This is a genomic window from Mesorhizobium sp. ESP-6-4, from assembly GCF_020164735.1.
Taxonomy (GTDB): Bacteria; Pseudomonadota; Alphaproteobacteria; order Rhizobiales; family Rhizobiaceae; genus Mesorhizobium.
Genome location: NZ_JAIUGS010000006.1, coordinates 1 through 20,394 on the forward strand (window position 1 = coordinate 1; position 20,394 = coordinate 20,394).

Sequence of the window (20,394 nt, forward strand, 5' to 3'; positions counted from 1 at the left end):
ACGGTGTGGTCGGCCGACGGCACCGCTCACCACGACATCGTCGTCAACATCACCGGCACCAACGACGCCGCCTCGATCGTGGTCGACGCTTCGGTCACCGACGACCGGGCGGTGAGCGAGGCCGGCGGGGTGAACAACGGCACGGCGGGCGATCCCTCCGCCTCGGGCAAGCTTCTGGTGAGCGATGTCGACGCCGGCCAGGCGCACTTCCAGACGCCGGCGAGCCTCAACGGCACCTACGGCACCTTCAGCTTCGACGCGAACTCGGGCGCCTGGACCTATGCGCTCGACGACAGCCGCGCCGCCACCCAGGCGCTCAACGGCGGCGAGCCGGCGACCGACACGCTGACGGTGTGGTCGGCCGACGGCACCGCTCACCACGACATCGTCGTCAACATCACCGGCACCAACGACGCCGCCTCGATTACCGGCAACAGCAGCGGTTCGGTGACCGAGGACGCCGTGCTGACCGTAAACGGTGCTCTGACCGTCAACGACCCTGACGCAGGGCAGAGTTCGTTCCAGGTGCACAACGGCAGCAATCCGATCGCGGGCACATACGGGTCATTGACCATCGATGCCGCCGGCAACTGGGTTTATACGCTCAACAATGGCGCCGCCAACGTTCAGGCTCTGAACTCCGCGGATCATCCGCATGATCAGATCCATGTAACGTCGGTAGATGGCACGGACCACGTCATCGACATCACGGTGAACGGTGCCGACGAGCCTGTGACCAACCATGCGCCGAGCGCCCCGGTTTTCGTCCCAAGCTCGGCGCCATCGGCGGATGGACAGGCTCCGAGCCTAGGCTCGTTTGTTTCGACCGATCCCGATGCTCAGGACACCGTCACATTCACGAGCACTTTCACGCCCGGCCTCAACAGCAATGGCTCGGTCTCCGTTGCCAGCAACGGCTCGCTGATTGTCAACGTGCCTACAGGGCAGACACTGAACGGGACGCTCACAGTCACCGCGACCGACAACCATGCCGCTTCCTCGTCGCCGCTAACTTTCAATGTCTGGATCGGCAACGGCAGCAGCGGCGGAAGCGGGGATGACGGAATCGTTCTCAGCAGCACGAACCCCAACATCGCGGACGGTCGTGCCGGCGCCGACGGGCTGACAGGCTCCAGCGGCGTCGACTACATCTTCGGCGGAAGCGGCAACGATACGATCAAGGGCCTTGGCGGCGCCGACTGGTTGAGCGGCGGAGCCGGGGATGATCATTTCAGATTCGAAGCGGTAGGCGATTCAACGCACTCTGCCTTCGACACCATTCTCGATTTCCAGCACGGGACGGCGGCAACGGGTCACGACTTCATCGACTTTGCGAGCGCCCTTGGCCTAACGGCAACCGGCACGGTCTCGGGTGGAAATCTGGCCGCTCATACCGTTGCCTGGCAGAGCGACGGGAGTGGCAACACGATCGTTTATGCCAATACCGGAACCTCGGCCGAGAGTGTGGCGGGCGGAGCCCACATCATTGAAATCCATCTGATGGGGGTATCCACGCTCACTGCCAACGACTTCAACCTGAGCGCCTGACAACCATGAAAAGTGACAGAGGGCGGCAGATAAGATGATGCAAGGCCTCTCTCCCCTAAAGCTTGCTCTCTCCCGCTGCCGCGGCGGTTTCGCCGCGGTGGCGGGGTTCAGCTTCGTCATCAACCTGCTCGTGCTCTCGACCTCGATCTACATGCTGCAGGTCTATGATCGCGTGCTGACGGGACGCAGCGTGGAAACGCTCGTCTATCTGACGCTGATTACGACGGCGGCGCTGGCTGCAATGGGCGCGCTCGAATTCTTCCGCTCCCGGTTGCTGGTGCAGCTCGGCACCTGGATCGACCGCGTGCTGTCGCCGCAGGTGCTGGGCCGCGGGCTTGAGAACGCGTTGCGCGGCTCATCCTACCGCACCGAGGCGCTGCGCGACCTCGCCACGCTGCGCGGCTATCTTGGCGGCGGCGGCATCATGGCGCTGTTCGACGCGCCATGGATGCCGCTCTATCTCGGCTTCGTCTTCCTGCTGCATCCCCTGCTCGGACTTCTGGCGCTGGGCGGCGCGATCATCTTGTTCGGCCTCGCCCTTGCCAACAACGCGCTGACGGCCAACACGCTCAAGCAGGCCAACGCCGCTTCCGCGCGCGCCTACCAAGCGGCGGATGCCGGTTTCCGCAATGCCGAAGTCATCGACGGGATGGGCATGGGCGGGGTGCTCGCCCGACGTTGGGACGCGGCCAATGCGTCCGTGCTCGCGCTGCAGACAACCGCCAGCGACTGGGCCGGCCTGATCAATGCATTCACCAAGCCGTTCCGGATGTTCCTGCAGGTCGCGGTGCTGGGGCTCGGCGCCTGGCTGTCGCTGCGCCACGAAGTCTCGCCCGGCGCCATGATCGCGGCGTCGATCATCATGTCGCGCGCGCTCGCGCCGGTTGAGCAGGCTATCGCCACCTGGAAGCAGACCACCGCCGCGCGCGAGGCCTGGCGCCGGCTGGACCGGCTGTTCGAGACTCCGTCGCTGCGCCCGCCGGGGATGGAATTGCCGCGTCCCCAGGGACAGCTCTCGGTCGACGCCGTCACATATATGCCGGCTGGCGCAAAGGAGCCCGTGCTCAGGAACCTCTCCTTCGCCGTGCCGCCGGGCCAGGTGCTTGCGGTGATCGGGCCGTCGGCCGCCGGCAAGTCGACGCTTGCCCGCCTGATCGTCGGCATGCTTTCGCCACAGCAGGGGCGGGTTCGGCTCGACAGTGTCGACGTGTTTGCCTGGAACCGCGCCGATTTCGGCTCCTATGTGGGCTATCTCCCCCAGGACGTCGAACTCTTTCCCGGAACCGTCCGCGAGAACATCGCCCGCATGGAGCAAGGCGATCCGGCCGAGATCGTGGCCGCCGCCCGGATGGCGGGCGTGCACGAGATGATCCTCAGGCTCCCAAATGGCTATGATTCCGAGATAGGCGAGCAGGGTTCGGTGCTCTCCGGGGGGCAGCGCCAGCGCATAGGGCTTGCCAGGGCGCTCTATCGCCGTCCGGCGCTGCTGGTGCTGGACGAGCCGAACTCCAATCTCGATGCCGTCGGCGAGGAAGCCCTGAACCAGGCGATTGCCGCGATGAAGGAGGCAGGTTCGACCGTGGTGATCGTCGCCCACCGCCCGTCGCTGATGGTGAACGTCGATTGCGTCCTGGTGCTAAACGAAGGCCAGTCGCAGATGTTCGGCCCGCGCGACGGCGTGCTTGCGCAACTGCGCCGTCCCGAGCAGCAGTCCGCCTCGCCGCAGGTTCGGGTCGTGAGCTCCGAAAGGACCGGATCGTGACGGAAGCCACCTTGTCGTTGGAAATGCCGCCGCCACCGACCGCCTGGCCGGCGGTGAGCGCCCATGTCTTCGGCGGCCTGACCGTCATCGGCCTGCTGTTCGGCGGCTTCGGCCTCTGGGCAGCCACCGCGCCGCTGACGAGCGCGGCGGTCGCGCCCGGGGTGGTGAAGGTCGACAGCAACCGCAAGACCGTACAGCACCTGGAAGGCGGCATCATCCGGGAAATCCTGGTCCGGGAAGGAGACCAGGTCAGGCAGGGCCAGATACTGGTCCGCCTCGACGGGCTCGACGCGGAATCCGACCGCGATGCCGTGCGCGGTGAACTCGATGCGGCGCTCGCCGGCGAAGCCCGCCTGATCGCGCAGCGCGACGGCCTGAGCACGATTCCATTCCCGGCAGACCTGTCGGCCCGGCGAAGCGAACCGACCGTCGCCGAGGCCCTTGCCGGTCAGGAGCGCATTTTCCGCGACCAGGCCAAGGTTCAGGCTTCGGAGGTCGAGGTCTGGCAGCAGCGGATCGCCCAGTATCATGCCCAGATGTCGGCCCTCGCTGCGAGAGTTGCGGCCTTCGAGATCCAGTTGCCGTCTTTGCGGGAAGAGTTGGCCGACGCCCGCACGCTTCTCAAGAAAGGCTATGGGGTGAAGTCCCGCGTGCTCCAGCTCGAACGGCAGATCATCGCAGCACAAGGCGAGGCTGAGTCGAACCGTGGGAACATAGAAAGCCTGCGGCAGCAGATCGCCGAGGCCAATGCGCAGATCGACAATGGCCGGCTTTCGTACATCAAGAAGGCGGCTGAGGACCTTCGTGACATCCAGACCAAACGCTCCGAGCTCGAAAAGGCGCTTCAGAAGACCGACGCGCGCGCGGCGCGCCGCGATGTCGTTGCGCCGGAAGATGGGGCGGTGATGAACCTTCGATATTTCACGCCGGGCGGAGTTGTACCTCCCGGCGGGATTATTCTCGATCTCGTTCCCGATCAGGACAAGATGGTGCTGGATGTCAAGCTTCAGCCCCTGGATATCGATGTCGTTCGCCCAGGTCTGCCGGCGACGGTGCGGCTGGTCGCCTATAAGCAGAGAACCACGCCCACGGTGAAGGGCGCCCTTACCCGGGTTTCGGCCGACGCAGAGATCGACGAGCGCAGCGGCGCGACTTTTTTCCGGGGGACCGTCGAGGTGGGCGCCGATGAGCTTAAGAAGCTTCCGCAAGTGAAGCTATATCCGGGAATGCCGGTGGAGGTCTCCGTTGTTACAGGCAAGCGAACCATGCTCGAGTATCTCTTCCAGCCGGTAGCCGACAGTTTTGCTCACGCCTTCAGAGAGGAGTGAGAAAGGCGGCCAACCTCCCTTGGCCGCAACACAGGGTTGGGCGCGATAGCGCAGCAGTTCATTCATTGGGGGCGGTTGCGATCCACCCCAGTCGATTGCCGCATTGCACAATTCCGCCCGGCCTGCACAATAGGCGCATGTCCGCCGGTTCGTTGACCATCCTTGTTATCGACGAGAACCGCATCCGTGCCTCGATCATCGAGGCCGGATTGCGGGACGCCGGCCATCGCCATGTCACGGTCGTCCATGACGTCGCCGGCATCGCCCGGCGCATCGCCGAGATCGAGCCGGACGTCATCGTCATCGATCTCGAAAATCCCAACCGCGACATGCTGGAGAACATGTTCCAGCTGTCGCGCGTGGTGAAGCGGCCGATCGCGATGTTCGTCGACCGCTCCGACCAGGCCTCGATCGAAGCAGCCGTCGATGCCGGTGTATCCGCCTATGTGGTCGACGGGCTGAAGAAGGAACGCATCAAGCCGATCCTCGACATGGCGATCAGCCGCTTCAATGCTTTCTCGCGCATGGCGCGCGAACTGGAGGAGGCGCGCAGCGAGCTCGAGAACCGCAAGGTCATCGACCGGGCCAAGGGCATATTGATGAAGTCGCGGGGCTTAAGCGAGGAGGCGGCCTATGCGCTGCTGCGCAAGACCGCCATGAACCAGAACCGCAAGATCGCCGACATCGCCCAGAGCCTGGTGACGGCGGCGGGATTGCTGGGACCGCTGGAGGGCGAATGAGCATGTCGGCAGCGCATCAGATCACCGCCGGCTTCATGCCGCTCTTCGACAGCGCCGTCCTGGTCGCAGCCGGCGAGATGGGCTTTGCCGCGCGCGAGGGCATCGAGCTCAAGCTGCATCGCGAGACCTCCTGGGCCAATATCCGCGACCGCATCGCCATCGGCCACTTCGATGTCGCCCATATGCTCGGGCCGATGCCGCTCGCCTGCAGCCTCGGCCTCACGCCGCTTGCTTCCGAGACCATCGTGCCGTTCTCGCTCGGGCTCGGCGGCAATTGCATCACTGTTTCCAATGCGGTGTGGCAAGGCATGGCGGCGCATGGCGCAGCACCTGACCTCGATCCGGCGCGCGCCGGAGCAGCGCTCGGCGCACTGATCCGCGAGCGGGCGGCCGCCGGCCGCGAACCGCTGCGTTTCGCCGTCGTGCATCCGCATTCCGGGCACAATTATGAGCTGCGCTACTGGCTCGCCGCCTGCGGCGTCGATCCCGACCGCGATATCGAGATCGTCATCGTGCCGCCGCCCTTCATGGCCGATGCATTGGCCGCCGGCCGCATCGACGGCTATTGCGTCGGCGAGCCCTGGAACAGCGCCGCCGTCGCGGCGGGCACCGGCCACATCGTCACCGTGAAGGCGCTGCTGTGGCGCAACAGTCCGGAAAAGGTGATCGGGGTGCGCAAGTTGTGGGCCGAACAGAACCCGGACGCGCTGGCAGCGCTGCTGAGGGCTCTGCATCATTCCGCCCGCTGGTGCCAGGATCTGGCACACCGCGGCGAGCTGGCGGCGCTGATGGCGAGGCCCGACTTTCTCGGCCAGCCGGAGGCGATCCAGATGCCGGCCCTGACCGGGCAGCTTCAACTTGGCGGGGGCGCGGCCCGGCGCGTCGAGGATTTCTTCCTGCCCTTCGACAAGGCGGCCAACTTTCCCTGGAAGAGCCATGCGCTCTGGTTCTACACGCAGATGGTGCGTTGGGGGCAGTTGCCGCATACGCCGCAAAACCTCGCCATCGCCCGCGACTGCTATCGGCCCGACCTCTACCGCGCGGCGTTGAGGCCGCTTGGCGTCGCCTTGCCAGGCGCCAATGCCAAGGTGGAAGGCGCGCTGAGGATGGCAACGCCGGTCGGCTCAGCGGGGGCAAGCCTGGTCCTTGGCCCCGACGGATTTTTCGACGGCCAGATCTTCGATCCGGACCGGATAGACGCCTATATTGCCGGCCAGCGGCGCGCCTGATCATTTTCGCGCCATTCTTGTGCATTGCACAAAATTTATGCGCAATGCTGGTGCCATTGATCAATGTTTGACCGCGTCGCCGCTCGGCGCGGTCGAAGGGCAAAGCTTCCACGTCATTGATTTTCCTTGAAATTCCGCTTTCGAGCGAAACTGGCACGCTTCGTGCTTTGAAATAATCGAGCCCGTTCGCGGGCAATGGAACAGGCGTCCAATGGCGGGCGCCACAGGCAAAGCTGCCGCTCAGGTCAATGCGCGATCCCGGATGTACGGACGCGCGAGGCTTGGACGGCGGCTTTTTTCGTTTTGGACCGGAGACGACGATGACCAAACGGATCGCAACGACATTGCTCAGGGATTTCACCCGCCGCGATTTCCTGGCGAGCAGCGCGCTGACGGCGGCGCTGTTCACCGCGGCGCTCCTGCTGTTTCCAGCCAATCACCAAACCGAAGGCAAAAGCCCGCAAGTGAGTGCGCAAGTCCCGGCCTCGCCCCGCTGACCGATGCCACGCCTCTGATCAACACAACGAGCGGCGCCTCCCACGCCGCAAACCGGAGCTCAAGATGACCGCAAACCTCCCAGCCGCGCCCAGCCAGGACAGTGCTTCAAGGCAGGCGCTCGTGATGTCCACCATCGCCTTCACCGTGTGCTTTGCGGTGTGGACGATCTTTTCCATCATCGGCGTGCGCATCAAACAGGAACTCGGCCTGAACGAGACCGAGTTCGGCCTGCTCGTCGGCACGCCGATCCTGACGGGCTCGCTCGTGCGCATGGTGCTCGGCGTCTGGACCGACCGCTATGGCGGACGCCTGGTCTATACAGCGACCATGCTCGCCGCGGCGATCGCGACCTTCCTGCTCGCTTTCGCCCACACCTACGGTCAGATGCTGCTTGCGGCCCTCGGCGTCGGCCTTGCCGGCGGCTCCTTTGCCGTCGGCGTCGCCTATGTCTCGCGCTTCTTCCCGGCTGGAAAACAAGGCACCGCGCTCGGCATTTTCGGCGTCGGCAATGTCGGCGCCGCTGTCACCAAGTTCCTTGCGCCCTTCGTGCTGCTCGCCTGGGGCTGGCAGTCGGTGGCGTTGATCTGGGCCGCGGCGCTGGTCGTCATGGCCGCCATCTTCTGGTTCACCACCGGCGACGATCCGGTCATCCGCGAGCGCCGCGCCGGCAAGGCGGCGCCGGCAAGAAGCTTCTGGCAGGAATTCGCGCCGCTGAAGAACCTGCGGGTCTGGCGCTTCGCGTTCTATTATTTCTTCTCCTTCGGCGCGTTCGTGGCGCTGTCGCTCTGGCTGCCGCGCTACCTGATCGGCGTCTACGGTTTCGGCATCGCCACCGCCGGCATGATCGGCGCCGCCTATTCGATCCCCGCCAGCATCTTCCGCGCCTATGGCGGCGTGCTTTCCGACCGCATCGGCGCCCGCACCGTGCTCTACTGGACCTTCAGCGTCTGTGCCGTCGCGACACTCGTTCTGTCTCTCCCCTCGGCAGACTATGTCGTGCGCGGCATCAGCGGGCCGATCCCCTTCCATTTCGAGATCGGCCCGCTCGCCTTCATCGCCGTCGCCTGCGTGCTCGGCTTCTTCATGAGCCTCGGCAAAGCGGCCGTCTACAAGCACATCCCCGCCTACTATCCGCAGAGCGTCGGCGCGGTCGGCGGCGTGGTCGGCATGATCGGCGGGCTCGGCGGCTTCATCCTGCCGATCGCCTTCGGCGCGCTGAACGATCTCACCGGAGTCTGGTCGAGCTGCTTCATGCTGCTCTTCCTCATCGTCGTCTCCTGCCTGGTCTGGATGCACGTCACCATCCGCCGGATGGAGCGCGCCGCCGCCGTCAACAACGCATCCCTTTCCTACGCCGCCGAATAGATCGGAGCAGAGCGACATGACCGAGAAACTCGTCATCATCGGCAACGGCATGGCGCCGGGCAGGATGCTGGAGCACCTGCTGGAAGCCGCGCCTGACCGCTACGCCGTGACCATCTTCAACGCCGAACCGCGCGTGAACTACGACCGCATCATGCTGTCGCCGGTGCTTTCGGGCGAGAAGGCGTTCGAGGAAATCGTCATCCATGGCGACGGCTGGTACATCAAGCACGGCATCACCCTCTACAAGGGTCACCGGATCGTCGCCATCGACAGGGAGGCCAAGACCGTCACCTCGGACCACGGCGTCACCGAGAGCTACGACAGGCTGGTCATCGCCACCGGCTCGGTTCCCTTCATCATTCCGGTTCCGGGCAAGGAATTGCCCGGCGTGCTCAGCTACCGCGATCTCGACGACGTCAACGCCATGCTGCTTGCCGCGCAGTCGCGCGCCAAAGCGGTCGTCATCGGCGGCGGCCTGCTCGGCCTAGAAGCCGCGGCCGGCCTGAAAGAGCGCGGCATGGACGTCACCGTGCTGCACGTCATGCCGACGCTGATGGAACGCCAGCTCGATCCCGCCGCCGGCTACCTTTTGCAGAAAGCCGTCGAGGCGCGCGGCATCAAGGTCATGACCAAGGCCAACACCAAGGCCATTGTCGGCAACGGCAAGGTCGAGGGTGTCGAGCTTATGGACGGCACGATCATTCCGGCGACGCTGGTGGTGATGGCGGTCGGCATCCGGCCGAGCACCGCTTTAGCCAAGGAGGCTGGGCTCGAGGTCAGTCGCGGCATCGTCGTCGACGACCGCATGCGGACTTCCGATCCCGCCATCATGGCGCTCGGCGAATGCGCCGAGGTCGGCGGCCATGTCTACGGGCTGGTCGCGCCTCTCTACGAGATGGCACGGGTGGCGGCAGCCAAACTGACGGACAGTGAGGACAGGCGCTTCGTCCACTCCGATACGCCGACCAAGCTCAAGGTCACCGGCATCGACCTTTATTCGCTGGGCGACTTCGCCGACGGCGACGACCGCGAGGAGATCATCCTGCGCGACGCGTCGGCCGGCATCTACAAGCGTGTGGTGCTGCAGGACAACCGCATCATCGGCACCGTCTTGTTCGGCGAGACGGCCGACGGCGCGTGGTTCAACGACCTCAAGAAGAAGGCGACCGACATCTCGGAGATGCGCGACACGCTGATCTTCGGCCAGGCGTTCCAGGGGGGCGTTTCCTCGGACCCTTTGGCGGCCGTTGCGGCACTGGCGGATGATGCGGAAATCTGCGGCTGCAACGGCGTCTGCAAAGGCAAGATCACCGGCGCGATCACGGCCAAGGGGCTGACCGGCCTCGACGACGTGCGCGCCCACACCAAGGCCTCGGCCTCGTGCGGCTCGTGCACGGGTCTCGTCGAGCAGCTGCTTAAGCTCACGCTGGGTGACGCCTACAATCCGGCAGCGGTGCAGCCCATGTGCAGCTGCACGAGCCTTGGCCATGACGACGTGCGGCGCCTGATCAAGGCAAAGGGCCTGAAGACGATCCCCGCTGTCATGCAGGAGCTGGAGTGGAAGACCTCCTGCGGCTGCGCCAAGTGCCGGCCGGCGCTCAACTACTATCTCGTCTGCGACTGGCCGGACCAATATGCCGACGACTACCAGTCGCGCTTCATCAACGAGCGCGTGCACGCCAACATCCAGAAGGACGGCACCTATTCAGTGGTGCCGCGCATGTGGGGCGGGGTCACCAGCGCCGGCGAATTGCGCGCCATCGCCGACGTGGTCGACAAGTTCGATATCCCGATGGTCAAGGTGACGGGCGGCCAGCGCATCGACATGCTTGGCATCCGCAAGGAAGACCTGCCGGCGGTATGGGCCGATCTCGGCAAGGCGGGCTTCGTCTCCGGCCATGCTTATGCCAAGGGCCTGCGCACGGTGAAGACCTGCGTCGGCTCGGACTGGTGCCGCTTCGGCACGCAGGATTCGACCGGGCTCGGCATCCGTATCGAGAAGTTCATGTGGGGCTCCTGGACGCCGGCCAAGGTGAAGATGGCGGTGTCGGGATGCCCGCGCAACTGCGCGGAAGCGACCTGCAAGGATGTCGGCGTGGTGTGCGTCGACTCTGGCTACGAGATCCACTTCGCGGGCGCCGCCGGCCTCGACATCAAGGGCACGGAAGTGCTGGGGCTGGTGAAGACCGAGGACGAGGCGCTGGAGGCGATCGTGGCGCTCGTCCAGATGTATCGCGAGCAGGCCCGCTATCTGGAGCGCATCTACAAATGGGCCAAGCGGATCGGCACCGCCGAGATCAAGAAGCAGATCCTGGACGATGCCGAGCGCCGCAGGACGCTCTTCGACCGCTTCGTCTTCAGCCAAAAATTCGCGCAGGTCGATCCGTGGTCGGAGCGCGTCTCCGGCAAGGACAAGCATGAGTTCAGGCCGATGGCGTCGGTCGGGTTCGCGGAGGCGGCGGAGTGACCAATATGAACTGGATCGCCATCGGCTCCATCACCGATATTCCGCCGCGCGGTGCGCGTTGCGTTGCGACACCGCAAGGCAAGGTCGCCGTCTTTCGCACGGCAGACGACAAGGTGTTTGCCATCGACGACCACTGCCCGCACAAGGGCGGGCCGCTCAGCCAGGGCATCGTCCATGGCGCTGCCGTGACTTGCCCGCTGCACAATTGGGTGATCTCGCTGGAGACAGGCAAGGCGCTTGGCGCCGACGAAGGCTCGGTCCGGACTATCCCGGTCAAGGTCGAGGGCGAACGGTTGTTCATCGCGCTCGAAGCGCTGTCCTCGAAAGCGGCCTGAGGCATGCAAGAAGCACGCGAGGTGAGGACCACCTGCCCCTATTGCGGGGTGGGCTGCGGCGTGCTCGCCGAAGTCGCCGCGGACGGCACGACGACCGTCCGCGGCGACCCCGATCATCCGGCCAATTTCGGCAAGCTCTGCTCGAAGGGTTCGGCTCTCGGCGAGACGCTTGGCCTCGGAGGCCGTTTGCTGCGGCCGGAAATTCTCGGCAAGCCGGCGAGCTGGGACGAAGCGCTCGACCTCGTGGCCGCGAAATTCTCGCAGGCTGTCGCCGAGCACGGCCCGGACTCTGTCGCCTTCTATGTCTCCGGCCAGTTGCTCACCGAGGACTATTACGTCGCCAACAAGCTGATGAAGGGCTTCATCGGCTCGGCCAATATCGACACCAATTCGCGGCTCTGCATGGCCTCGTCCGTCGCCGGCCATCGCCGCGCTTTCGGCGAGGACCTCGTTCCCGGTGTCTATGAGGATTTCGAGTGCGCCGACCTCATCGTGCTCACCGGCTCCAACACCGCATGGTGCCATCCGGTGCTCTATCAGCGCATGCTCGCGGCGCGAAAGGAACGCGGAACCAGGATCGTCGTCATCGACCCGCGCCGCACCGCAACCGCCGACGAATGCGACCTGCATCTGGCGCTCGATCCGGGCACGGATGTGCTGCTGTTCAACGGGCTGCTTGCGCATCTCATGCAGGCCGGAAAGATCGATGCCGATTTCATCCGCGAGAGTACCTCGGGCTTTGATGCCGCAGCTTCCTTGGCCGGTGCCGATGCGCCGTCGGTCGCGCGCGTGGCAAAGGGCTGCGGGCTGGCGGCAGCCGACGTCCAGGCCTTCTATGATCTCTTCGTCGAGACCGAGCGAGCGGTGACCGTCTACAGCCAAGGCGTCAACCAGTCGGCGCACGGGACCGACAAGGTCAACGCCATAATCAACTGCCATCTCGCCACCGGCCGCATCGGCAGGCCCGGCATGGGGCCGTTCTCGGTCACCGGACAGCCGAACGCCATGGGCGGGCGCGAGGTCGGAGGGCTTGCCAACCAGCTCGCCGCGCACATGGATTTCGGAGACGAGGCCAATATCGACCGGGTTTCCCGCTTCTGGAATGCGCCGAACGTCGCGCGGCGCGGCGGCTTGAAAGCCGTGGACATGTTCCAGGCGGTCGCGGACGGCCGCGTCAAGGCCTTGTGGGTCATGGGCACCAATCCCGCCGTCTCGATGCCCGACGCTTCGCGCGTGCGCGCTGCGTTGTCCAAATGCGATTTCGTCGCGGTCTCCGACGTGACCCGCACCGACACCACGCGCTATGCCGACGTGCTGCTGCCGGCCGCCGCCTGGGGTGAGAAGGACGGCACCGTCACCAATTCGGAACGGCGCCTCTCGCGCCAGCGGCCGTTCCTGCCGCCGCCCGGCGAGGCGAAAGCCGACTGGCGTATCATCTGCGAGGTCGCCGCGCGCATGGGCTTTGGCGAGGCCTTCGCCTACCGGACGCCGGCCGCGATCTTCCGCGAGCATGCAGCGCTCTCCGCCTTCGAGAACGACGGCAAGCGTCTGTTCGACCTTGGCGGTGTGGCTGATCTCAGCGATGAAGATTATTCCGCCTTCGTGCCGCGCCATTGGCCCGCGTCGGAGCGAGGCGGCCACCAGACGAGACTTTTCTCCGATGGCCGTTTCCCGACACAAGACGGCCGCGCGCGTTTCGTGCCGGTGCGGCAGGAGGCGACGGCCTTCACGGTCGACGCGGACTATCCGCTTGCCTTGAACACCGGCCGGCTGCGCGACCAGTGGCACACTATGACGCGCACCGGAAACGTGCCGCGTTTGATGGCGAACGCGCCGGAGCCCGCAGTCGACCTCCATCCGGCGGACGCGGCGGCGCATCAGCTCAAGGATGGCGACCTCGCTCATCTTTCAACCCGCTTCGGCTTCGTCCGCGCCAGGGTGCGCGTGGCCGACGCACAGCGGCGCGGCCAAGCCTTCATGCCCATGCATTGGAGCGGCCAGTTCGCGGCCAGGGCAGCAGCCGGCCTCTTGTCCTCGCCGGTCACCGATCCGCATTCCGGCCAGCCGGAGCTCAAGCATGTCCCCGCCAGGATCGCGCGGGAAGAGGCTGGCTGGGCGGGTGTGCTCATCACGCGGCGCGATCTCAGGCCGACCGGTTTCGTTCACTGGAGCCGGCATGCTGTCGAGGGCGGATGGATTTACGAGCTCACCGGAACCGAGCCGCCGGACCAGGGCATTCTCCTGGCGCGCAAGCTGCTCGGCGCGCAGCGACGGGATCAGCTCCTGGAATACACCGACCGTCGCGGGCTCGCCTATCGCGCAGCCGCCATCGACGAAGGCGGCGCCATGGCCGAAGCCCTGCTGGTCGCCGCTCCGGACCAGTTGCCCATGCGGGACTGGCTGGTGTCGCTGCTCGCCACGCGCCAGCCGCTCTCGGCTACAGACCGGCACGCGCTTCTGTCCGGTCGCTCGCCAGTGCCCATGCCTGCGATCGGGCGCGTCGTGTGCGCCTGCTTCCATGTCGGCGCCAACCAGCTCGCTTCGGCGGTCGCCGCGGGATGCGACAGCCTCGAAGCGATCGGCTCGACACTGCGCGCGGGCACCAATTGCGGCTCATGCCGCTCGGAGATCAGGGCGATCATCGACGCCCGCCGTGTGCAGGCTGCCGAGTAAACCATGCGTGTCGCCGTCGCCGGCATCGAAACGTTCTACTCCGGGTCTTTCTGCACTGGTCCCGCATAAGGCTACAGCGCGGTTTTGGCTCAGACGCCCGCGATCGCCAAGAGCCATGCCAGAATGTCGAGCAACAGAAAGAGCAGCGCGATCTGCAGAGCCACCCGCAGGCGCTGGATGATTCGCAAGTTGGCGGCCATGTCCGCCTTGATGCGAAGAGCAAGGGCGCGGTGCATCGCCGACATCGATGCCGGCCCGTCGCCATCGACATATTGATGCAGCAGTTCTTCCGGATCGAAGCGGAATGAGTATTGGTGGTAAGGCCAAAGCATGAAGACGATGAGCCCGCCGATGCTGAACAGCAGCGACACCGCAATCCATTCCCAAAGCCCGAGCCCGTCGGAAAGGGCCGCGCCGCCGAGCAGCGAGTTCGCGAATGCTGTGGCGAAGATCAGGCTGCCGGCGCGGGTGCTCATGTTCTCCACCACGGTCTGCTGATGGGTGAGACCTCTCACCGCCTCCTGATAGATGAACGCAAGACGAGGGTCATCGTCGGCGGGACTGTTTGCAGCAGCACGCGAACGCTCGGCCATAAGGGTGCCTCTCCGATGCGACAGGGATGAGCCGCTTATTTTGTGCATGTCGTTGCCGCAAAACCGCTGCACACTTTTGCGCGACATGCCTTAGCTCAAATACTACCGATCCTCGATGATCCTCAAATACGCCGCCGTCACGAACAGCACGATGAAACCGAACAAAATGCGGCGGCCGCCTTCGGGCATCTGCAGGATGGTGAGCAGCGTCGTCAGCACCGTCAGGATCAGCGCGCCGACGATGGTGCCGGTGTAGCCGCCGCGACCGCCGAAGATCGAGGTGCCGCCGATGACGGCTGCCGCCACCGAAGGCAGCACCAGCGGCTCGGCGAGCGACAGCGAGGGCGCCTTGATCAGGCCTATATAGAGCAGGCCGGTGATGCCGGCGAGCAGGCTGGAGAGGACATAGAGCGCCGTGATCACCTGCCAGTAGCGGACGCCTGACAGGCGCGCGGCGCGTTCGTTATCGCCGACGGCATAGAGCAGGCGGCCGAAGCCGGTGCGGTTCAGCATAAAGACGATCAGCACCGCCACCGGCACGAACAGGAAGAGCGCGTTGGGAAAGCCGTAGGTGAGGCCGGTGCCCAGCCAGTTGAGGAAATCGGGAATCCTGGCGCCGGACGCGATGACGGTGCGCTGGTAGACCTGCAGGAAACCGGTGCCTATCAGGCTGGTGCCCAGCGTCATGATCAGCGGATGCACCCGAAACACGCCGACGCCGATGCCGTTGACGAGGCCGATCAGCACGGCGGGCAGCATGGCCAGCAGGAAAGCCACCGCCGGATCCTGGTTGACGATTTGCGTCGCCATGATGAAGGCGCTCATCGTCGCCACGGTGCCGACCGAAAGGTCGATGCCGCCGGTCAGCATGGTCATGGTCTGGCAGCCGGCGAGGATCGCCAGCGGGATGGCGAATTTCGCCGTGTTGGCGATCCAGCGCTCGTTGACGATGCCCGGACGCAGGACCTGCAGGATCGCCACGAGGACGATCAAAAGGATGATCAGCGGGATGAGCGGCCGGTCCGCCATGAAGCGCTTCAAGCGGCGGCCGAACGAGACCGGCTGGGGCATGGTCGCGATGTCAGTCATGGCGTTGCTCCCACCGGACGGCCGCGGATGGTGATGAAGGCGCCGAACATCACGACCGCGACCATGATCGCGCCTTCGATGATGGCGGTAACGTTCGGATCGATGGCCAGAAGCGTCAGATCGGTGCGCACCAGCCGCAGCACGAAGACGGCGATGATCGGCCCGAGCAGGCCGCCCTTGCCGCCGCCGAGCGCGACGCCGCCCAGCACGACGGCGGCGACGCTGGCGAGCAGATAAGGCCCGGGAATGGGCGCGCCAATGCCGGTGCTGATGGTGAGAGACAATCCGCCCATCGCGGCGAACAGGCCGGAGAGCGCATAGGCGACGATCCTGGTGCGCGCCACCGGCACGCCGCTGCGAAAGGCGGCGAGTTCGTCGCTGCCGATGGCATAGATGGAGAGGCCAAGCCGCGAGCGCCTGAGCGGAATCCACACGATGCAGAGGCAGACGACGAGCAGCACCAGGGCTTTCGGCACCCAGGCGTCGGCCCAGTCCGGCAGGCCGGGGATGGGCGCGGTGCCGATGACGCTGGCCTTCAGCCACTCGGCGGCGGCGCCGCCGGGAGCACCAAGCACCAGCAGCGCCGCGCCCTGCAGCACGAACAGCATGGCCAAGGTGACGACAATGTCGGGCACCCGCGTGACGACGATAAGCACGCCGTTCAGCGCGCCGAGCACCAGCCCCATGGCCAGCACAAAGGGCACGACGAACAATGCATATTCCTCGCTGGCGCCGTTCATCATCGAGGCAGCGGTCACGCTGGTCAGCGCCATCATGGCGGCGACCGACAGATCGATGCCGCCGGCGATGACGACGACGGTCTGGGCCGCGACGGCAAAGGCGTAAGGCAGAACCGCCCGCGCCAGGGAACCGAAGTCGCCGCTGCCATAGCCCGGCTGGATCAGCTTGGTGACGACGAAGACAAAGATCAGCAGGGCGAACAGGCCTGCCACCCAGCCTTGGTTTCGCAAGAAGCGGCTCATGACGCGGCCTCGGCGCTGGAACCGGGTTTGACCTCGGCAAGGATGCCGACATCCGCCCTGGCGCCGCGCGGCAGGCCGTAGGCGGCCCGCATCAATGCCGCTTCGTCGGCTTCTTCGACCGGGAAAGTGTCGACGACGCGGCCGCCGAAGATGACGATGACGCGGTCGCAGACACGCTGCACCTCTTCCATCTCGGATGTGTAGAACAGCACCGACTTACCCTGGCCGGCGAGCTCGCGCAGCAGCTTGTAGATCTCCTGCTTGGTGCCGACATCGATGCCGCGCGTCGCGTCGAAGCAAAGGATGGTGCGAGCGTTGGCGGCGATCCAGCGAGCGATGGTCACCTTCTGCTGGTTGCCGCCGGACAGGCGCTGCACTTCGCCCTGGGCGCGGGTATCGATCTGCAACCTGCCGATGGCGCCGGAAACCACCACCTGCTCGCGGCGCATGCGGATCGGGCCCCATTTGCGCGGCGCCGCGCTGAAGGGCAGCGCGATGTTCTCGCGCACCGAACGCTGCATGGCCAAGGCCTCGGCGCGGTCGCCCGGCACATAGGCGATGCCGGCCTGGATGGCGTCGCCCGGATGCGAGAATTTGACCGGCGCGCCGTCGACGTCGATGCTGCCGCCGGTCGGACGGATCGAGCCGGCAAGCGCGGCGAAGAGCTCGTCCTGGCCCTGACCTTCGAGTGCAAAGACGCCGGCGACCTCGCCATTGGCGAGATCGAAGGAGACGTCGTTGAGCTTGGTGCCTAGCTGCAGGTTGCGGACCGACAATCGCGGACGACCGCCGCCGGCGCCTGCCATCTCACTGGCTGCGCGCGCGGCGACGCGCGTCTTCTCGATGCGGGTGCCGAGCATCATCTCGACTATTCTTTCCTCGATGCCGGGCTCAATGTCGACGACGCCGACGGTTGCGCCGTCGCGCAGCACGGTGGCGCGGTCGCAGAGCGCGGAGATCTCGACGAAACGGTGCGAGATGAAGATGACGGAACGGCCGGCGTCGCCCTGGCGGCGCACGACTTCCAGCACTTTCTCAGCGAGGTTCGCCGGTAGCGCCGCGGTCATCTCGTCGAGAAGAAGCACGTCGGGTTCGACGGCGAGCGCGCGCGCCAAGTCGAGCACGCGCAGGATGGCCAAGGGGATATGACGCGCCGTCTCGCGGATATCGAGGTCGGGAATGCCGAGCTCGCGCACCCAGGCGCGGAACGGCTCGACCGGCGTGCCGGTGAGCCGCAGATTGGATAGGACATCGAGGTCGGGGATCAGCGAAGGTTCCTGGTAGACCGGCAGCAGGCCGGCGCGGCGGGCGGCGGCGGGCGAGCGGACATCGAGCTGCTGGCCGCGGATCAGGATGCGCCCGGCGTCCGCCTTGATCGCCCCCGTCAGGATCTTCACCAGCGTCGACTTGCCGGCGCCATTGGCGCCCATCAGCGCGTGCACCTCGCCCGGCAGCACGGACAGCGAGGCGTTACGCAGCGCGGCAACTGCACCATAGTTCTTCGCTACGCCGGTGGCGTCGAGGAGAGGGCTTTGCGGCAACGGGTTTGTTGTCAAATGGTGTGGTTCTCGTTCCAAAAACCGATGCAGGCCGCGGCTGACCTCCTCTTGTGGGAGAAGGTGTCGCCGAAGGCGACGGATGAGGGGTGCTCCAGCGGAGTGAGACGTTGGCGTTCCCTGGAATACCCCTCATCCGTCTCGGCGCTACGCGCCGATCCACCTTCTCCCACAAGGGGAGAAGGCAGAAGAGGGTTTCGTCGCTTATTCGCCCGGGCCCTTGCAGGCGATGATCTGATCCTTGGTGTAGGTCGTCCAATCCGGGATCGAGATCGAGACAGGCCATTCGGGGCTGAGCGAGGGGTCGACGACGCTCTTCAGCTTGGCCTTGCCTTCGTCGGTGGCGTTTTCCCAAAGCTGCGGCTCGACCAGGACGGTCTGCTGCGCCGGCTTCTTGCCGTCGAGGATCTGCAGCGCCAGCGTCACGCCGGCGCCGCCGATCGAACCGGGATTGGTGACGGCCGCGCCCACCAGACCCTTGACCGAGCTCAACTGACCGACGAAGCCGGCATTGTCGGCGCCGACCACAGGCACCATCGGCGCCTGCTGCTCGACCAGCGCATCGACGATGACGTTGTCGATGCCCGAGGTCCAGATACCGTTGATCGGGGTGCCGGTGGCGAGGAAGGACAGGATCTGCTGCTTGGCCTGATCCTGCTGCCAGCCGGTGAAGACTTCCTGCGCGACCTTCACGTCTGGGAATTCGGCGAGCGCCTTCTTGAAGCCTTTGTCGCGATCCGAGTCGGCCGAAGCGCCGGCGGCGCCGCGCATGTAGAGCACCTCACCCTTGCCGCCCATCTGCTGGAACAGCCACTTGGCGCCGAGATAGGCATATTGTTCCTGGTTGTTGGAGATGATGTAGGCGGACGGCTCGGTTACCGCCTGGTCGACGGCGACGACGACGATGCCTGCCTTGGTGGCTTCCTCGAGGCCGGCCTTGATGCCGGCCGGATCGGCCGGGTTGACGACGATGGCGTCGACCTTGGCGCTGATCAGGTTGCGGATGTCTTCCAACTGACCGGCAGCGTCGGTGTTGCGGTGGGCGATGTTGAGCTTCGCCACTTCGCCCGAAGCGAGCGCCTGCGCCTTCATCGCACAGATCATTTCCTCGCGCCAGCCATTGCCCTGCACAGTGTTGGAAATGCCGATCGTGTACTTGCCGGCGGCGGCCGAGGCGCCCGCCGAGGCAAGCAGCGCGGCGCCGGCAAGGAGCGAGGCCACGGTCAGATGTCTTTTCATTTCAGTACTCCTCCACATTGATCTTTTCAGTTCGGTTCCAGGCTCTGATTCAGTCGGAGCCAAGCTTTCGTCATTTGATGAAGGGGCGCAGCACGTCGCGGGCCAGCAGGAAGCCGCGCTTGACCTTTTCATCCGTCCCCTCGAAGCGCCGGTCCTCATGCTCGATGACGACCGGTCCGTCATAGCCGGCCCGGTAGAGGCCCGAAAAAATCCTGCTCCAGTCGATATCCCCAAGCCCCGGCATGCGCGGCACCTGCCAGCCTATGCCAGCGGAAAGGATTCCGCGCTCGTACAAACCATCATGATCAATCATCAGATCCTTGGCATGCACATGCAGCATGTTTGCGCCGAACTCGCGGATGAAGCGCTCCTTGTTGATCATCTGCCAGACGAGATGCGAGGGATCGAAGTTCATGCCGACATCGCCGCCCCAGGATTCCAGGATGCGGCGCCAGACATAGGGCGAGTAGGCGATGTTGTGCCCGCCCGGCCATTCGTCATAGCTGAAGATCATCGGGCAGTTCTCGAAGGCGAGTTTTACGCCATGCTCGCGGGCATGGGCGATGATCGCCGGCCAGATTTTCTGCGCATCTTCCCAGTTGGCGTCGATAGTCTTCGAAGCGTCACCGCCGCAGAAGGTGTTGACGAGCGGCACGCCCATGCGGCTGGCAAGCACGATCACCTTCTTCAGATGGTCGATCACTGCTTCGCGATGCGCTTGGTCGGGATGGAGCGGATTGGGATAGAAGCCGAGACCCGAGATGGCCAGGCCCTTGCCGGCGAACTCGTCGGCGATGTCCTTGGCCTCAGCGGCCGGGACGTCCACGTCGATATGGCTGGTGCCGGCGTAGCGGCGGCTGGCGCCGGAAGTCTTCGGCCAGCAGGCGATTTCCAGCGCCTCGAAGCCGGCCGAGCACGCCCAGTCGGCGACTTCGCCGAGCGGCGTGTCGGGGAATGGTGCTGTCAGCAGTCCAAGCTTCATGATCCCT

The 20,394-nt window shown here is 65.4% G+C and carries 16 protein-coding genes; 10 read left to right on the forward strand and 6 right to left on the reverse strand.

The features are described from left to right. From LB523_RS13470 to LB523_RS13515, 10 genes are all read left to right on the forward strand, one after another. A partial coding sequence (locus LB523_RS13470) for a VCBS domain-containing protein (protein WP_224603220.1) occupies positions 1-1,548 on the forward strand: 1,548 nt, incomplete at its 5' end. A 37-nt stretch (positions 1,549-1,585) separates the two neighbouring features. Continuing rightward, positions 1,586-3,310 carry a type I secretion system permease/ATPase gene (locus tag LB523_RS13475; protein ID WP_224603765.1) on the forward strand — a complete coding sequence of 575 codons (1,725 nt, stop codon included), beginning with the start codon at positions 1,586-1,588 and terminating at the stop codon, positions 3,308-3,310. Continuing rightward, positions 3,307-4,638, forward strand: a complete 1,332-nt coding sequence (locus tag LB523_RS13480; RefSeq protein WP_224603223.1) for an HlyD family type I secretion periplasmic adaptor subunit — start codon at positions 3,307-3,309, stop codon at positions 4,636-4,638. The genes LB523_RS13475 and LB523_RS13480 overlap by 4 nt, the downstream gene beginning before the upstream one ends. Positions 4,639-4,775: 137 nt before the next feature. Further along, entirely contained in the window at positions 4,776-5,378 is a 603-nt protein-coding gene (locus tag LB523_RS13485; RefSeq protein WP_140727844.1) for an ANTAR domain-containing response regulator, read from the forward strand. A 2-nt stretch (positions 5,379-5,380) separates the two neighbouring features. Then, entirely contained in the window at positions 5,381-6,607 is a 1,227-nt protein-coding gene (locus tag LB523_RS13490; RefSeq protein WP_224603767.1) for a CmpA/NrtA family ABC transporter substrate-binding protein, read from the forward strand. 320 nt (positions 6,608-6,927) lie between these two features. After that, positions 6,928-7,104: a twin-arginine translocation signal domain-containing protein gene (locus tag LB523_RS13495; protein WP_224543498.1), complete on the forward strand. Its 177-nt coding sequence runs from the start codon at positions 6,928-6,930 to the stop codon at positions 7,102-7,104. Positions 7,105-7,168: 64 nt separating this feature from the next. After that, entirely contained in the window at positions 7,169-8,470 is a 1,302-nt protein-coding gene (locus tag LB523_RS13500) for an MFS transporter (RefSeq protein WP_224603225.1), read from the forward strand. A gap of 16 nt (positions 8,471-8,486) precedes the next feature. Continuing rightward, entirely contained in the window at positions 8,487-10,937 is a 2,451-nt protein-coding gene (gene nirB / locus LB523_RS13505) for a nitrite reductase large subunit NirB (RefSeq protein WP_224603227.1), read from the forward strand. Between the two features lie 5 nt (positions 10,938-10,942). Then, complete coding sequence (gene nirD / locus LB523_RS13510; RefSeq protein ID WP_224524629.1) at positions 10,943-11,272, forward strand: nitrite reductase small subunit NirD; 330 nt, start codon at positions 10,943-10,945, stop codon at positions 11,270-11,272. A 3-nt stretch (positions 11,273-11,275) separates the two neighbouring features. Further along, positions 11,276-13,945, forward strand: coding sequence for a nitrate reductase (locus tag LB523_RS13515; RefSeq protein ID WP_224603230.1), 2,670 nt, complete (start codon positions 11,276-11,278; stop codon positions 13,943-13,945). Positions 13,946-14,034: 89 nt separating this feature from the next. On the opposite strand, the gene LB523_RS13520 is transcribed toward LB523_RS13515, so the two are convergent. From LB523_RS13520 to LB523_RS13545, 6 genes are all read right to left on the reverse strand, one after another. After that, positions 14,035-14,538 (reverse strand): hypothetical protein, encoded by a 504-nt coding sequence (locus LB523_RS13520; RefSeq protein ID WP_224603232.1) that lies wholly within the window; start codon positions 14,536-14,538, stop codon positions 14,035-14,037. 102 nt (positions 14,539-14,640) lie between these two features. Continuing rightward, positions 14,641-15,627 carry an ABC transporter permease gene (locus LB523_RS13525; protein ID WP_140688410.1) on the reverse strand — a complete coding sequence of 329 codons (987 nt, stop codon included), beginning with the start codon at positions 15,625-15,627 and terminating at the stop codon, positions 14,641-14,643. Further along, positions 15,624-16,610 carry an ABC transporter permease gene (locus LB523_RS13530; RefSeq protein ID WP_140846304.1) on the reverse strand — a complete coding sequence of 329 codons (987 nt, stop codon included), beginning with the start codon at positions 16,608-16,610 and terminating at the stop codon, positions 15,624-15,626. Before LB523_RS13530 ends, LB523_RS13525 begins: the two co-directional genes overlap by 4 nt. Then, a complete protein-coding gene (locus tag LB523_RS13535; RefSeq protein ID WP_224603769.1) occupies positions 16,607-18,151 on the reverse strand; it encodes a sugar ABC transporter ATP-binding protein in 1,545 nt (514 codons plus the stop codon). Before LB523_RS13535 ends, LB523_RS13530 begins: the two co-directional genes overlap by 4 nt. Positions 18,152-18,370: 219 nt before the next feature. After that, positions 18,371-19,423 (reverse strand): ABC transporter substrate-binding protein, encoded by a 1,053-nt coding sequence (locus LB523_RS13540; RefSeq protein WP_411908997.1) that lies wholly within the window; start codon positions 19,421-19,423, stop codon positions 18,371-18,373. Between the two features lie 52 nt (positions 19,424-19,475). Further along, a complete protein-coding gene (locus tag LB523_RS13545) occupies positions 19,476-20,387 on the reverse strand; it encodes a sugar phosphate isomerase/epimerase family protein (protein WP_224603234.1) in 912 nt (303 codons plus the stop codon). Positions 20,388-20,394 lie beyond the last annotated feature (7 nt).